At 36.8% G+C, this 16,198-nt stretch carries 15 protein-coding genes; 8 read left to right on the top strand and 7 right to left on the bottom strand.

Annotation, left to right across the window (positions count from 1 at the left end; genetic code table 11):
• Positions 1–143 precede the first annotated feature (143 nt).
• Together prfB and VB248_RS21405 are read right to left on the bottom strand one after the other, a co-directional pair.
• Positions 144–1,218, bottom strand: a protein-coding gene (gene prfB, locus VB248_RS21410; protein WP_323298881.1) for a peptide chain release factor 2 whose coding sequence is annotated in 2 segments (ribosomal slippage) — positions 144–1,157 and positions 1,159–1,218 — 1,074 coding nt in all. Because the reading frame shifts where the segments join, the coding sequence is not laid out codon by codon here.
• A gap of 164 nt (positions 1,219–1,382) precedes the next feature.
• Positions 1,383–2,309 (bottom strand): class I SAM-dependent methyltransferase, encoded by a 927-nt coding sequence (locus tag VB248_RS21405; RefSeq protein WP_323298880.1) that lies wholly within the window; start codon positions 2,307–2,309, stop codon positions 1,383–1,385.
• A 217-nt stretch (positions 2,310–2,526) separates the two neighbouring features.
• Here VB248_RS21405 and lpdA point away from each other — a divergent pair, with 217 nt between their 5' ends.
• From lpdA to VB248_RS21380, 5 genes are all read left to right on the top strand, one after another.
• Positions 2,527–3,921 (top strand): dihydrolipoyl dehydrogenase, encoded by a 1,395-nt coding sequence (lpdA, locus tag VB248_RS21400; protein ID WP_323298879.1) that lies wholly within the window; start codon positions 2,527–2,529, stop codon positions 3,919–3,921.
• Between the two features lie 139 nt (positions 3,922–4,060).
• On the top strand, positions 4,061–5,887 hold the full coding sequence (locus VB248_RS21395; protein ID WP_323298878.1) for an FAD-dependent oxidoreductase: 1,827 nt from the start codon (positions 4,061–4,063) through the stop codon (positions 5,885–5,887).
• 85 nt (positions 5,888–5,972) lie between these two features.
• Complete coding sequence (gene lipB, locus VB248_RS21390; protein ID WP_323298877.1) at positions 5,973–6,695, top strand: lipoyl(octanoyl) transferase LipB; 723 nt, start codon at positions 5,973–5,975, stop codon at positions 6,693–6,695.
• A 91-nt stretch (positions 6,696–6,786) separates the two neighbouring features.
• A complete protein-coding gene (locus VB248_RS21385; protein ID WP_323298876.1) occupies positions 6,787–7,194 on the top strand; it encodes a hypothetical protein in 408 nt (135 codons plus the stop codon).
• A gap of 387 nt (positions 7,195–7,581) precedes the next feature.
• Positions 7,582–8,304, top strand: coding sequence for a 3'-5' exonuclease (locus VB248_RS21380; protein WP_323298875.1), 723 nt, complete (start codon positions 7,582–7,584; stop codon positions 8,302–8,304).
• Here VB248_RS21380 and VB248_RS21375 read toward each other — a convergent pair.
• From VB248_RS21375 to VB248_RS21365, 3 genes are all read right to left on the bottom strand, one after another.
• Complete coding sequence (locus VB248_RS21375; protein WP_323298874.1) at positions 8,301–8,756, bottom strand: sterol desaturase family protein; 456 nt, start codon at positions 8,754–8,756, stop codon at positions 8,301–8,303. The genes VB248_RS21380 and VB248_RS21375 overlap by 4 nt on opposite strands.
• Positions 8,757–9,032: 276 nt before the next feature.
• On the bottom strand, positions 9,033–9,779 hold the full coding sequence (locus VB248_RS21370) for a pirin family protein (protein WP_323298873.1): 747 nt from the start codon (positions 9,777–9,779) through the stop codon (positions 9,033–9,035).
• A gap of 139 nt (positions 9,780–9,918) precedes the next feature.
• Positions 9,919–10,446 (bottom strand): YceI family protein, encoded by a 528-nt coding sequence (locus tag VB248_RS21365; protein WP_323298872.1) that lies wholly within the window; start codon positions 10,444–10,446, stop codon positions 9,919–9,921.
• A 388-nt stretch (positions 10,447–10,834) separates the two neighbouring features.
• On the opposite strand from VB248_RS21365, the gene VB248_RS21360 reads away from it, so the two are divergent.
• From VB248_RS21360 to VB248_RS21350, 3 genes are read left to right on the top strand one after another with little or no spacing between them, the layout of a single operon-like run.
• Positions 10,835–12,073 carry a voltage-gated chloride channel family protein gene (locus VB248_RS21360; protein WP_323298871.1) on the top strand — a complete coding sequence of 413 codons (1,239 nt, stop codon included), beginning with the start codon at positions 10,835–10,837 and terminating at the stop codon, positions 12,071–12,073.
• An 8-nt stretch (positions 12,074–12,081) separates the two neighbouring features.
• Positions 12,082–13,353, top strand: a complete 1,272-nt coding sequence (locus VB248_RS21355; RefSeq protein ID WP_323298870.1) for a M14 family zinc carboxypeptidase — start codon at positions 12,082–12,084, stop codon at positions 13,351–13,353.
• Between the two features lie 27 nt (positions 13,354–13,380).
• The gene (locus VB248_RS21350; RefSeq protein ID WP_323298869.1) at positions 13,381–14,013 is read left to right on the top strand and encodes a NeuD/PglB/VioB family sugar acetyltransferase; all 633 of its coding nucleotides are present in this window, start codon (positions 13,381–13,383) and stop codon (positions 14,011–14,013) included.
• Between the two features lie 154 nt (positions 14,014–14,167).
• Here VB248_RS21350 and VB248_RS21345 read toward each other — a convergent pair whose 3' ends face one another.
• Positions 14,168–15,076, bottom strand: a complete 909-nt coding sequence (locus VB248_RS21345) for a S66 peptidase family protein (RefSeq protein WP_323298868.1) — start codon at positions 15,074–15,076, stop codon at positions 14,168–14,170.
• Between the two features lie 20 nt (positions 15,077–15,096).
• On the bottom strand, positions 15,097–16,104 hold the full coding sequence (locus VB248_RS21340; protein WP_323298867.1) for an ion channel: 1,008 nt from the start codon (positions 16,102–16,104) through the stop codon (positions 15,097–15,099).
• Positions 16,105–16,198 lie beyond the last annotated feature (94 nt).

Here is a 16,198-nt window from a genome sequence, read left to right as displayed (position 1 = left end):
TACCGAGATTAACTGTAAATCACCTCATTTAACTCTCACTTCTTGTTTCTTTAGTCTTACGTGTTGGTTCTTATCTCTTATCCCTTACTTCTTATCTCTTGTATCTTGGTTCTTGTATCTTGCTTCTTGTATCTTGCCTCTCTCTAACCCTCCATCAAATAAGCCTTAATAAACTCATTAATTTCTCCATTCAATACCGCATCCGTATTAGAAGTTTGGTAATTCGTTCGGTGGTCTTTTACTCGTCTGTCATCCAATACATAACTTCTGATTTGTGAACCCCACTCAATTTTCTTTTTACCTGCTTCTACTTCTGCTCTGGCGGCATTGCGTTTATCAATTTCGATTTGATATAATTTCGATTTCAAAAGTCGTAAAGCTACTTCTTTGTTCATCAATTGCGAACGCTCTTGCTGACAAGCGATGATAATTCCCGAAGGTCGGTGCGTTAAACGAACAGCCGTTTCTACTTTGTTTACGTTTTGTCCACCTGCTCCGCCCGAACGGAATGTATCCCAATCAATATCTGCTGGATTTACCTCAATTTCGATAGAATCATCCGCCAAAGGATACACATACACCGAAGCAAATGAAGTATGGCGACGAGCGTTTGAATCAAAAGGAGAAATTCTTACCAAACGATGTACACCGTTTTCAGATTTCAGGTTTCCATAAGCATATTCGCCGTCGATTTCTAAAGTAACTGATTTAATACCTGCCACATCACCATCGTTGTGGTCGGCTTCTTTTACTTTGAAACCATTTTTTTCAGCCCACATAATGTACATCCGCATCAGCATACTTGCCCAGTCTTGCGATTCCGTTCCACCAGCACCTGCATTAATTTCAAGTACTGCCGACATACTATCGCCTTCTTCAGACATCATTTTGCGGAATTCCAATTCAGCTAATTTCTCTTCTAATTTTGCTCCCTCGGCATCTACTTCTGCTTCGGTAGCTTCGCCCATTTCGTAAAATTCCCAAATGGTATCAAGGTCACCGACCAAGCCATTGAGCTGGTCGAAGCCAATCGTCCAGAATTTCAAAGCCCTAATTTTCTGCATGGTAGATTCTGCTTTTTTAGAATCAGCCCAAAACTCAGGGTCGAGCGTAATTACTTCTAATTCTTCAATCTGGAATTTCTTATTATCGTAGTCAAAGATACCCCCTTAAAGCCTCTACTTTGGCTTTCAGGTCATTGAACCTGTCTTTTGTCATGCGTTTAAATGTTAGTTTTTAAGAGATAATCAGATAGCCATTCGGTAAATGATTGTTGATGTTGTGGCTATTTTATAAAAAAATATCTGCAAAGATAGTTAGAAAAAACAAAGCCTTCTAAAATTATTGATTTAGAAGGCTTTGTCGAGAAATCTTTCTTGAGACTACAAATAAGGATTTTTAGGAAATTCGTAATATAGATAACCTTCATTTTTTAGCTTACTAATAGTTTCCTGAGTAGGCAACGTTTTGAAAATAACCGCACTGAGTACTTGATATGGCAAAATGCCTAATTTACAAAGTAAGTTATCTCTCCGAAGTTTCGACTGAATTTTACGAAATGCCGCCGAACGAGCGTCCGCTGTTTCAGTATCAAGTCCAGCCTTCCAATAGGAATTATTAATCCCTTTAAAAGCAATGGCAGGTAAATTCATTCCCATCGCTATTTTTTCCATTTCTCTGTCCGAAAGTTTGAAAACATAATTGCCCACTTCTTCAAAAGAATAACGGTTTTTCCAGAATTTCTGTAAAATAGTTGGGTCGAAACGGTCAAGAATATTTTTGATAGCCAGCATCAATGGCATTTTTGTAAGCGGGTCTTGTGGTTCAACCAAAATAATGGCTTTTTTCGCTACTCTAATCATTTCATAAACCCCCAAGTAAGCTCTCGGAAAATGATGATAGGCTTCTTTGCAAAAGACGTAGTCAAAAGAATTGTCTTCAAAAGAAAGTTTTTCAACATTTTCTACCGAAAAATCATCAATCAGTTTTTGTTCTTTTACCAAAGGCAAAAATGCTCCGCCGATGTCAGTAGCCATTACTTTACAACCTTTTCGGGCGAAGTAGTTGGCATCAAAACCGTAGCCATCGCCAACGGTTAGCCAATGGTCTTTAGAAGAAATAAGCGGATTTGCCAAAGCAAATAGACGTTCGTGCAACCAATACTCAGCGGTGTTTTGTTCAATACTTTTTTGCCATTTACGGATGGTGTTCAAGCGTTTCTCTTGGTCGGGGTATTGCTTGGCAAACCAAGATTCATGCGAAAGGTAACTGGTTTCTTCAAATGAGTTTTTTTCAACAGTATTTTTCATTGTGTGAATAGGGAATCATAAAATAGAGTTTATCGTTTGACTAATGTACAGGAATTTTTTTGGGGATGAGTATTCTTCATAAAAATAAAATTTAAAGAGATAAAGCTGAATGACTTATAGTTCATCTAAAAACTTCTTCATAACTCCCTTTCAATTCCCTGCTTATCCTTATCTTTGTGGTGAAATTTTGAAATTACCCTTAAAAAATAAAAATTAAATGGCACAAGTTTATGATTTAATCGTGATTGGCTCAGGTCCGGGTGGATATGTAGCGGCAATCCGTGCTTCGCAATTGGGTTTGAAGTGTGCGGTAGTGGAACGTGAGTCTTTAGGTGGTATCTGTCTGAACTGGGGTTGTATTCCTACAAAGGCATTATTAAAGTCTGCACAAGTATTTGAATACATCAAACATGCCGCAGATTACGGAATCACGGTTTCAGAATCTCATGCCGACTTTGGGGCAGTCATTAAGCGTTCTCGTGGTGTTGCAGATTCTATGTCAAAAGGTGTTCAATTCTTGATGAAAAAGAACAAAATTGACGTAATTATGGGTAACGGCAAAGCCTTGAAAAACAAAAAAGTTGAAGTAACGGCTGCCGATGGCAAAGTAACAGTTTATGATGCTAAAAACATTATGATTGCTACTGGTGCAAGAGCAAGAGCTTTACCAAATATTCCGATTGATGGCGTAAAAGTAATCGACTACCGTAAGGCGATGTCATTAGAAAAACAACCTAAATCTTTGGTGGTTATCGGTTCTGGTGCTATCGGTGTAGAGTTCGCTTATGTGTATGCAGCAATGGGAACGAAAGTAACAATTGTTGAATTCATGCCAAACATTGTTCCTGTTGAAGACGAAGATGTTTCAAAAGAATTAGCGAAACAATATAAAAAATTGGGTATTGATGTTCACACAAACTCTTCGGTAGAATCAGTTGATACTACTGGCGAAGGTTGTAAAGTATCAGTAAAAACACCAAATGGCAATATTACGATTGATTCAGACATCGTATTATCAGCAGCAGGTGTAATTTCAAACCTTGAAAATATTGGTTTAGAAGAAGTAGGCATCATTACTGATAAAGGTAAAATTTTAGTAAACCAATGGTATGAAACTAACATTCCGGGCTATTATGCTATCGGTGATGTTACACCAGGGCCAGCTTTGGCACACGTAGCTTCGGCAGAGGGTATCATTTGTGTTGAAAAAATCGCTGGACATAAAGTTGAGCCTTTAGATTATTCAAACATTCCGGGCTGTACTTACTGTACTCCTGAAATTGCTTCAGTAGGTTTAACGGAAAAGAAAGCCAAAGAAGCAGGTTACGAAATCAAAGTTGGTAAATTCCCATTCGTAGCGTCTGGTAAAGCTACTGCGGCTGGTGCAAGAGATGGCTTTGTAAAAGTAATTTTTGATGCTAAATATGGTGAATTCTTAGGAGCTCACATGATTGGCTACAATGTAACTGAAATGATTGCAGAAGTAGTAGTAGCTCGTAGATTAGAAACGACTGCTCATGAAATCATGACGGCGATTCACCCACACCCAACTATTTCAGAAGCTATCAAAGGAGCTACTGAAGCAGCTTATGGTTGTGCAGTTGACTTGTAAAAAATAAATAAGTATAAATAGATAGTTCAGAATCCCTTTTCCATCGGAGAAGGGATTTTTTTGTAAGACGGGTTTCCAACCCGTCAAAATAGACGAGTTGGAAACTCGTCCTACCAAAACCATAAACCTTTATCAAGCCATGAAAAACCTGTATTTTATCTTTTTATTTACTTGTACTTGCTTTTACTCTTTTGCCAGTAAAACGCAGTACAATACTGATGTCTTAATCGTTGGTGGCGGAACAAGCGGTGTTATGGCTGGTATTCAGGCAGCACGATTGGGCGTAAAAGTAATTATTGTTGAAGAAAGTGTTTGGATTGGTGGAATGCTCACCGCTGCAGGCGTAAGTGCTATCGACGGCAACCATGAATTGCCCTCTGGACTTTGGGCTGAATTTAGAACGAATATTGAAAAACATTATGGTTCAAAACAAGCATTGGCTTCTGGTTGGGTAAGTCAGGTAATGTTTGAACCCTCGGTAGGGGAGAAAATTTTGCGTGAAATGTGTGCCAAAGAGAAAAATCTGTCGGTGATTTCAGCGGTAAAACTATTGAACATTAAAAAGAAAGCTGATACATGGCAATTAGACTTTTCGGATGATATTTCAATTAAAGCTAAATTATTAATAGATGCCACAGAATTGGGCGATGTGGCTGCCAAATTAGGCGTAAAGTACGATGTGGGGATGGATGCTAAAGCTACTTATCAAGAAAGAATTGCTCCAGAAAAAGCCAATAATATTGTCCAAGATTTGACTTACGTCGTTATTCTCAAAGAATTTGATAAAGACGTAACGATTCCCAAACCTGCTTCTTATAATAAAAATGATTTTATCTGTGCCTGCGAAAAGCTTTGTCCCGATAAACAAATGCCTCGCCTATGGGACTGCGAAAAAATGAAAACTTATGGGAAATTGCAAAATGGCAAGTACATGATTAATTGGCCAATTAATGGCAATGATTTTTATGCCAATTTGGTAGAAATGAATGATTTACAAAGGAAAGAAGCCATCCAGAAAGCCAAAGAACATACGTTGAATTTTGTATATTTTATGCAAACGGAATTGGGCTGGAATACGCTGGGTTTGGCGGATGAATTTCCAACTGCCGATAAATTGCCGATGATTCCTTACCATCGTGAAAGTCGTAGAATTCATGGATTGGCTACACCAAACATGAATCATTTAGAAAAACCTTTCGACCAAGCTGAACCACTTTATCGCACAGGTATTGCCGTTGGCGATTATCCCATCGACCAACATCATGGCAAAAATACGGCTGCACCCGATTTGTACTTTGTGCCTGTTCCTTCTTTTAATATTCCTTTGGGAAGTTTAATTCCTGAAAATGTGGATAACTTAATTGTTGCCGAAAAATCTATTTCTGTTTCAAATTTGGTGAATGGGGCGAGTCGTTTGCAACCTGTGGTGATGGGAATTGGGCAGGCAGCAGGTACTTTGGCGGCGATTGCCGTTCAAGAAAAAAAGCTTCCTAAAGATGTTTCTATCAGAAAAGTACAAGATAAATTACTGAAAGCGAAGGCTTATCTGATGCCTTATTTGGATGTAAAGCCCGACCACCCTAACTTTGAAGCTATTCAAAGAATTGGAGCAACGGGTATTTTGAAAGGTGAAGGAAAAAATTACAAATGGTCGAACCAAACTTGGTTTTATCCTGATTCTGTAATGACTAACGGGGCTGTGATTGCCTCTTTAAAAACCTTTTTTCCCAATCTCAGTATGCAAGCCAATGAACAAGTATTGGAAGAAAAGTTGGTTGCTGATGACGCTTTTGAGATTTTAACCAAAATTCAGCCTTTGCCTGCTGATTATTTGCAACATCTTTTGAAAGATTATCCTAACAGAAACGAGCCAATCACCAGAGCAAAATTGGCTGATTTGATGGATAAAATCATTGACCCTTTTCATCGAAAAGAAGTGGATTTTAAAGGAAACTTTAAGCCTTGAGCTTTCAGTTTTTGGTCGTCGGCTTTAAAAGAAACTTTAATATTTTAGAATATGTTGATTAATCTTAGTGATAAATTATAAGAAAGTGACTCAGAATAAAAATGTAATTTTCCAGCATCTGGGATTAATAGATTATCAAACCGCATGGGATTATCAAGAGAAACTCCATGCTGAAATTGTTGAAATAAAGCTAAGAAACAAAACGCTTGCTGCTGAAAATCAAGAGCTAACGCCCAATTACTTGCTTTTTTGCGAACACCCTCATGTTTATACTTTAGGCAAAAGTGGCAAACCCGAACATCTTTTATTAGATGAAAATGGTTTAGAAAAATACGAAGCAAAGTATTATAAAATCAACCGTGGTGGCGATATTACTTATCACGGGAAAGGGCAATTGGTGGGTTATCCGATTTTTGATTTAGAAAATTTCTTTACAGATATTCATAAATACATGCGTTTTCTGGAAGAAGCCGTGATTCGTACTTGTGCTGATTTTGGGATTGATGCTGGAAGAATTCAAGGTTTAACAGGCGTTTGGATTGACCATCTCGAACAGAAAAATCCAAGAAAAATCTGTGCAATGGGCGTAAAAGCCAGTCGCTGGGTAACGATGCACGGCTTTGCTTTGAACGTTAATACTGACTTGAGTTATTTTAAACACATCGTTCCTTGTGGAATAGACGATAAAGCCGTTACTTCTATTGAACAAGAGTTAGGAAAACCCCAAGATTTCCAAGCCGTTTCGGATAGCATGGCGAAACATTTAAAAGATATTTTTGAAATTAAAGCCTTGAGCAGCGAGCGATGAGCTGTGAGCTTTTTGATTTTAAAATTAATATTGCATAGTAAAGTAAAAAAACTCACAGCTCATAGCTCAAGGCTCACAGCAAAATTAAATAATGAAAAAAGACATAGAATTTCCGAATGTTGAAGGCGTAAAGATTGCGATTGCCCAAAAAGTAAATGAATTAAACGAAGTAGAATGGGAAGTGTATTTGATTAACCGTTTGGCTGTTGCTTTAGAAACCGTTTTTGTAAATTCACGTGGATATGGTTTTGAGTCGGATGGAAAAGAAGTAAAAACTTCGCAGTTACGTCATTTTTATAAAGAAGTACCTGCCAAAGAAATTATTAAAGTAGAGATGATTTCACCAGAAGTTTTTCATTTGAATAATGAGTTTTGGGTGAGTTATTATATTGGTAATCAGATTTTTGATAAAAAATTTATCTTTGTTCCTGAATCTATCCGTGAAGAAAATCTTATACATATTCATCAGTTGGATTTGAAGGGAATTTTGCATGAGTAGGGTTTTGGACTTTAAGATTAAAGAGACAAGAAGCAAGATACAAGACATTTTATCTTTGGGGACTTTAGGACTTTAGGATGAAAGAGGAAAGAAGCAAGAGGCAAGATATTTTATTTTTGGAGACTTTAAGACTTTAGGACTTTAAGATGAAAGATACAAGAAGCAAGATATTTTTGATTTTAAGACTTTAGGACTCTAAGATGAAAGAGGCAAGAAGCAAGAGAGAAGACAAGATTTTTGGACTTTAAAACTAAAAAACAAGTAATTGTTAAATATAAATACTCAAAGCTGATAGCTCGTTGCTTACAGCTAAATAATTAACATCTACATTGCTCAAAGCTGATAGCTCACTGCTGACGGCTCAAAGCTCATAACTCACAGCTTATCATGGACTTTCAAAAATTTGCTAAAAACCTATTATTTATCGACATAGAAACTGTTTCGGGTGAAAGTGATTTTAATTTACTTTCCGATAGAATGAAGGCTTTGTGGTTGCATAAAGCAAGTTACTTGGCAAATCCAAATACTTTGAGTGATGAAGATTTTTACTTTGATAGAGCAGGAATTTATGCCGAATTTGGCAAAATTGTATCCATTGGTTTAGGCTTTTTTCATTGGAACGATGAGCAAGAAATTTGTTTGAAAGTAAAATCTATCAGCGGACACGACGAAGCAACGCTTTTGAATGAATTCAAAAATCTTGTTGAAAAAAAATATAAAGCTGATTTAGCCTTTTGTGCCCACAACGGAAAGGAGTTCGATTATCCCTATTTATGCAGAAGGATGTTGGTAAATGGCATCGAAATTCCGAGAGCTTTGCAGATTGCTGGCAAAAAACCTTGGGAAATTCAGCACTTCGATACTTTAGAAATGTGGAAATTTGGCGATAAAAAGCACTACATTTCACTGGATTTATTGGCTTGTTTGTTCAATATTCCCAGTAGCAAAAGTGAATTATCGGGCGATAAAGTGAATTTTACTTATCACAAAGAAAACGATTTAGCTAAAATCGCCACTTACTGCCGTGAAGACATTATTGTATTGGCACAAGTATTTTTGAAATACCAAAGTATGGATTTGGTAAAAGAAGAAAATATCGAAAGAATTTAAGATTTTACTTTTGTGTCTTCGTATTTCTTAGGGGCATACAAAAAACCAAAAGCCTCTGCACCTTCACGCTCATGTACTTTGTGGTGAATGTAATGAGCCTTCATAATGCGTTTCATGTAAGGATGTTTTGCCACAAACTTGATTTTGATTCTGCGATGAACAATTACATCATGGAAAATAAAGTAGAAAATTCCATATAAAGTAACGCCCAAGCCAATCCAAAATAAGTACCAGAAATCTGGATTAAAATTCCCCAAAGCAATCGTAGCGATTGAAACCGTAGAAAAAACTACTGCAAACAAATCATTTTTTTCAAGTACTTCATTGTGATGAACATGGTGCGAACGATGCCAACGCCACATAAAGCCGTGCATAATATACTTGTGTGTAAACCAAGCCGTGCCTTCCATCAAAATAAACGTCCCGAATAATAAAATAAGTTTGATAAGCATTTTGATTAAGTTTATGAGTTAGTTATTGGTAAATAGTGATTGGTGATTAGATTTTCAAGTCACAAACTAATTACAACAAATATGCAATAATCATATTTGTTACTCTCTTAACCAAATGTAGATATTTTTGTTTGCGTAACACAAACTTTTGAGTGCGGAGTTTTCTGAGTACTGAGTGTTGAATGCTGAGTGAGGAGTAACTTTACTTTTATTCCTCATTCAAAACTCCTCACTCCGAAACCTCCTCATTCAGCATTCAACACTCAGCACTAAAAACTATTCTAATTCCATCGGTACTTCCATCAATAATAATTCAACACCATTTTCGGTTTTGAAATTTATTGCTGAAATACCTTCCAATCCCAGACCGTCACGCAAGCTTAGTTCTTCGCCAGCAGTACTTACGCTGCCGTTTACTACCAAAATGTACAGGCCGTTTCCCTCACGGTTGATTTTATAAGTAAATTCTTTGCCAGCCTCAAATTTTCCCATACTAAAATAAGCGTCTTGATGAATGCCTAAAGTATTAGGAATATTGGCTTCGATGGGCGTTACCAACAACTGAAAATTGTTATGCTGTGCTTCCACATCAAACTTCATTTGGTCGTAGCGTGGCTTTACATTTCCTTTATTCGGGAAAACCCAAATTTGGAACAACTTTAAAGTTTGGTCACTAAGATGGTTAAACTCTGAATGATAAACACCCGTTCCAGCCGACATTACTTGCACTTCGCCTTTCGTAATAATACCATGATTGCCTTGATTGTCTCTGTGTTCAACCACACCTTCTGTCGGAATCGTAATGATTTCCATATTATCGTGTGGGTGCATTCCGAAACCTCTTCCGCCAGCAATTTGGTCATCATTCAATACTCTCAGTACGCCAAAATGTACTCTTTTAGAGTCGTAGTAACCCGAAAAAGAAAACGTTAAGCGAGTTTTCAACCAACCGTGGTCAGCCTGTCCACGAGTATCAGCTTTGTGTAAGGTTTTTTTGAGGGCTGTTCCGAATGTAGTTTCCATCTTTTTAATGATTAAAATTAGTTTTGAGCTGTGAGCTTTCTGCAATGAAATTGTAATTTTAAGATTTGCCATCTTTTCTGAAGTTGACAAATCTTAAATGATAAACTCACTAATTCACAATTCACGCAATCACAATTAATTACGCTTGTTTCACCAACTGAATATTCGCAATCAATTTTACGTCTTCACTTACCAAGGCACTTCCTGCTTCTGTGATTGCGTTCCAAGTTAAACCAAAATCTTTACGATTGATTTTACCTTTCAATTCAAAACCTGCTTTTACATTTCCCCAAGGGTCAGTGGCAGTTCCGTTATATTCTACTTCCAAAGTTACTGGTAAAGTAACATCTTTGATGGTTAAATCACCCACTAATTCAAAATCGTCACCGTCTTTTGTGAAAGAAGTAGATTTGAATGATAAAGTTGGGAATTGTTCAGCATCAAAGAAATCTGCACTTTTCAAGTGACCGTCACGTTGTTCGCTGTTTGTATTGATTGAAGCAACATTTGCTTCAAATGCGATAGAAGCACCATCAAAATCATCACCAGCTTCTACTGAACCGCTGAATTCTTTGAAGTTTCCTGTTACTGTTGTAATTACTAAGTGTTTTACTTTAAACTGAATTTCTGAGTGTGAAGCGTCGATTGCCCAAGTTGCATTTGCCATTGTATTGTTAGTTAAAAAGTTTTTTAAATATTTAATGTATATACATTTAATGTTATAACACACAAATATAGAATAGGTTCAATTGAATTAAAAATTTTTTGAAAAAAATAATTAAAAAATAAAATGCTACACATTCGCTCATCCGAAATCCCAAATCTCCAATCCGCCATTCATTACGCTTATTATATTGAAATACATTCCGTAATTTTGTTTGATTAATTCGCCAACACAAATTGTGTCCAAAAGTTTAAAGCTATTTTGGTAATGAGATTTCTGATTTCGGGAATTGGATAAAATGATATTATTTTTAATAAAATACGTAAAAAAAGAAATCCTTTAACAAAGCCGAAATCTAACATCTGAAATCCGAAATCAACAAAAAATACAAATGATAAATCAACAAATCTTTGTGCTGAAATTCACGTTGAAGTGGCTTTTAATGGCAGTACTTGTCGGTTTGGCAATTGGTTCTGCTTCGGCTTTCTTTTTAGTTTCACTCGATTGGACGACCCACTTCCGTGAAAATCATCCTTGGTTGATTTGGTTTTTGCCATTGGGCGGTTTGGCGGTTGGTGCTATTTATCATTACTTCGGACAAGACGTAGCAAAAGGAAATAATCAATTGATTGAAGAAATTCAGCATCCTGAAAAAACAATTCCTTTTAAAATGATGCCGCTGATTTTATTGACTACTTTGCTTACGCATTTGGTTGGAGGTTCGGCAGGAAGAGAAGGAACGGCTGTACAAATGGGCGGTGCAATCGCTGATTTTTTTACAAAACCTTTAAAATTCAACGACTTAGACCGAAAGATATTGTTGATGATGGGCATAAGTGCTGGTTTCGCTTCGGTTTTTGGTACTCCTTTGGCAGGAACAATTTTTGCTTTAGAAGTAGCTTTTATCGGGAAAGTACGCTACGAAGCCATTTTGCCAAGTCTTTTTTCAGCTTTGGCTGCGGATTATACTTGTCAAGTAATTTGGCAAGTCGGGCATACGCAATACGGCATTTCGGCAGTGCCACATTTAACCATTCCGACAATTTTGTGGGCGATGCTTGCAGGTATTTTGTTTGGTTTAGTCGGAATGTTATTTGCCAAAAGCACCCATTTTTGGAGTAATTTATTCAAAAGTAAAATTACTTATCCACCTCTGCGACCCGTAGTCGGTGGCGTACTTTTAGCCATTTTGTTTTTTGCGGTAGGTACTTCAAAGTATAATGGTTTGGGCGTACCAGTAATTGTTGAATCGTTTAGCGAAAAACTACCTTTTTATGATTTTTTAGCAAAAATCTTTTTCACATCGCTTACTTTAGGTTCAGGGTTTAAAGGTGGCGAAGTAACGCCCTTGTTTTATATCGGAGCAACGATGGGAAATGCTTTGACGAATTTTATTCCGCTTCCCATAGCACTTTTGGCTGGAATGGGTTTTGTCGGTGTTTTTGCAGGAGCTTCCAACACGCCAATTGCTTGTACTTTGATGGGCATAGAATTGTTTGGGGCTGATGCCGCTATTTATTTAGCTTTGGCTTGCGTGATGGCTTACGCATTTTCGGGTCATGCGGGGATTTATTCAGCTCAAAAAATAGCCGTGAAAAAATACCAAGAACCCGACGAAACTTTTTTATAAACAAAGCCATGAAAAAGATAATAATTACCTTGATGTTTATGATGAATGCCATATCAGAAAATTACGCTCAAAATTTAGGAAAAGTACTTCACGAAAATCACGATATTTTCCGTGAATCAACGGTTACAAAACGTAGATTCGGATACCAAACTTTGGTGGATAGAATTGAACTAATGAAAAAAAATCCTTTGTTTGAAGTATCAAAAGCTACGCAGTCGAGTGAAGGAAGAGATATTTTCTTGATAAAATGTGGAACAGGAAAAACCAAAGTATTGCTTTGGTCACAAATGCACGGCGATGAAGCTACGGCAACCATGGCTTTGATGGACATTTTTAATTTCTTGGAAAATAAAAAAAGTACTGCCAACGAAGACCAAACACTGACGCAATTGCGAACAGATTTGCTGAAAGAATGCACTTTTTATTTTGTTCCGATGTTGAATCCTGACGGGGCGGAAGCTTGGACACGCTACACTGCTTTGGGAATTGATATGAATCGTGATGCTTTGGCTTTGCAAAGTCCAGAAGGACGTTTATTGAAAAAATTAGTTTTTGATTTAAAACCTGATTTTTCATTCAATCTTCACGACAAAGGCAGACGTTACTCGGCTGGTAAAACGGGAAATTTAGCCACTATTTCTTTTTTGGCAACGGCTTATAACGAAGCTCAAGAAGTAAACGAAACCCGCAAAAAAGCCATGTTGATTATCGTCGGAATGAATCATGCTTTGCAATCATTTATTCCGAATGCTGTTGGAAAGTGGCCTTCAGATTTTGAACCAAGAGCTTTTGGCGATAATATTCAAAAATGGGGTTCGACTTTGATTTTGATAGAATCGGGCGGTTTCAAAGGAGACCCAGAAAAACAGTACATCCGAAAACTAAATTTTGTTTCAATCCTTACGGGTTTGAAAATGATTTCGGATAAATCTTACGAAAAAGAAAATATCAAAGAGTACGATGCAATTCCTGTAAACGATAAAGTGATTTTTGATTTAATTATTAGAAATGCCACTATCAAAAAAGGAAATAGTACTTATCAAGCCGATATTGCCATTAATCGAAATGAAAAACCTGTAAAAGGCAGAGACTATTTTACACAAAGTTCTGTAATTGAGGAGATTGGCGATATGTCGGTGTTTTTTGGTACAGACGAAATTGATGCCACAGGCTTGACATTCAGTGCAGAAAAAGAAATTGGTTTGGGGCAAAAAGCTGATTTTGAATTAGTAAAAGACGGAAAAGTAATTTATAAAATTAATAACGGAGTAAAATTGTAACTTGATTCAGTGAATCAGGAAAAATGTATGGAGAATCCAGTAATGATTTTAGGTGCAGGCGGTTTAGGAGCTGTCGCCCTTGATATTTTCAAGACAAATAATGTGGTAGTCTATGCTTTTTTGGACGACAACAAAGAATTACATAATACTGAAATCGACGATGTAATCGTGATGGGAAGTACCGACGACGAAGATTATACTAAATTAATCGGGAAAAGATGTGAAGTATTTATCGCTATTGACGAATTGAAAGTTCGTCAGAATTTGGTAGAAATGTTGCATAACGATAAAAAAGTACAACCTGTAAATGCAATTCACGAACAAACTGCCATTGCCGCTACTGCTACTATCGGTCATGGAAATTTGATTTCAGCAGGAACAATCATTAACGCACGTGCCGAAATCGGAAGCCATAATTTACTCCACAGCCGTGTGATTATCGACTATGATGCCAAAATAGGAGATTTTGTACAAATCGGCTCGGGAAGTATTATTGGTTCGGGCGTTTCTATTGACGATAACGTTTTTATTGGCTCAGGCGTAACAATTGTTTCAGGCGTGAAAATCGGAAAAGGAGCAAGAATCGGAGCAGGTTCGGTAGTGGTTGAAAGTGTGAAAGCTCGTGAAACAGTTTTCGGAAATCCAGCGAAGAAAGTATAAATTTTTGATAAAAATTGCATCAGCGGAACGGTTTATAAATCGTTCCGCTGATGTTTTATTTGAAGGAGAATTTATAACAAAAGTAGTTTTTTAAAAATAGATTCAATTATTTTTTGACAATTGAATCTCATAATTAATACTTCAAAACGCATATTTACATCAATACTTCTTGAAGGCTAACTTCTGTTTCTTGAATGTCTAAGTTTACTTGTCTTCCTATTGGCATAGTCCAATTTTCAGGTTCATGTCCCACAGGGAAATTATAGCAAACTGGAAACGAATATCCTGCAACGGCATCTTGAATAATTTCATTAGCAGTTTTTCCGAAAGGTACTGTATTGTCTTGCAAATCAGAAAAATGACCGACAATTAATCCTGCTAAATTTTCTAATTTCCCTGCTCTTTTTAGCTGAATCATCATGCGGTCGATGCTATACAAGTATTCATTAACATCTTCTAAAAACAAAATTTTACCAGCTGTTTCAATGTCAGATTTTGAACCAATAATGTGCGTCAAAATCGCCAAATTCCCACCAATTAATTGTCCTTGTGCTTTACCTATACGGTTTAGCGTAAGTGATGGAATGGTATAATTTAAAGATTCACCAAATAGTATTTTTCTAAGACTTTCTAAAGAAACTTCTCCGCCTTCTTGAAGAAATAATTTAGGCATTGTAGCATGAAGGCTTTCGATATTCAAGTTATGAATATGGCAAAGTACAGCAGTAATATCTGAAAAGCCAACGACCCATTTTGGCGATTGAACGAATTTCGTAAAATCAATTTGGTCTAAAATCCGAGAACTTCCATAGCCACCACGAGCCGAAAAAATGGCTTTGATGGTAGGATTGTCTAACATTTCTTGAAAATCATTTGCCCGAATTTCGTCAGTTCCTGCAAATTGGTGAAACTCACTTTTGAGTGAAGTACCCAAAACGACTTTGAGTCCCCACACATTTTCTAATATTTCAATCGCAGGGATTAAGGCTTGGAAGTCAACTTTACAAGCCAAAGCCAGTAAACCAACCGTATCGCCTTTTTGTAAATTTTTAGGTTGTATCATTCTTGAAAATAGAAGCTTTATTAAATAGAAGCTTCGGATGAAGGTAAATGTTGACTTACAAGAGGTACTTCTTGAATGTCCGATAATTTATTTAAGTCGAGCGTAATCACTCCAGCTCCTTGAACGTCGCTAAACATTGGAAGAAATTTAGCTCCCACGGTTACTTCTTTTGCATGAAAAGAAGTTCTTGAATTGACGGTTTGATTATAAGTTTCTTCCGTTGCTTTTATCAAGACTAAAAACTCTGCGTCGCAGTCCAATAACTCTTCTTTGCTTTTGCCAAAAATAGGACTTCTATCAGTAATCGGATGAACGATTGTCCAGTTTGCAGGGAAGAAATTTACCTTACTTCGTTCCAAATTCAAGCCATAATATCTTCTGACAAATTTCCCATTTTCTTGTTTTTCCAACATCGAAACCGCTACTTCTACTTGAATATCAATCAATTGTCGGCTTTGTTCATTTACAATTCTGAACATAAATCCAGTGATGTCAAGATAAGGAGCAATAATCGCTTTATTAGAATAAAGGATTTTTGCTACGGGTCTCGAAAAGCGTCCATACAGTAAACTGGTGGCTAAGGCAAAAATCAGTAAACCCAGTAAAGACTCAATGGCAGCCACTGTACTTGCCCAAAAACCAATAGGAGCAATCCGCCCGTAGCCAACCGTCGTAAGTGTTTGCGACGAAAAGAAAAAGGCATCCAAAAAACGGGAATGATTGTTAGTTTGGTCTGCACCCAACAAATTTTCGATACCAACTGCTTGATAAATAAACGCAAAAATTAAATTTAGGATTAAATAAAAAGCAAGAATAAGGCTAAAAAAACGTTTCCATGAACAAATAATTAGCTGGTTAAAAATATCAAACTGCCCCCAGAAAGAACCACCAACTCTTTTGACGTTAAAGCTTCCGTCTCGGTTCAATAGTCGAGTATCAGGGTCAGTAATCTGTGTGCCAAAACCTAAGTCTCTACGTTTTTCTTCGGCTTCAACAAGTACGTTCTTTTTATGTCGAAGTTTTTTCATTTATGTTCAAAAATCATTTAGAAAAATTAAAGATAGTACTTCGGTGTAAAACTCTTGACCGTTTGCTCAAATTTCTTTGTAGTTGAGCCAATCC

Origin of the sequence: Arcicella rigui, from assembly GCF_034929435.1 — a bacterium.
GTDB lineage: Bacteria > Bacteroidota > Bacteroidia > Cytophagales > Spirosomataceae > Arcicella > Arcicella rigui.
Note: the sequence above shows the minus strand (reverse complement) of the source record. Positions and strands in the feature narration are given on the sequence as shown.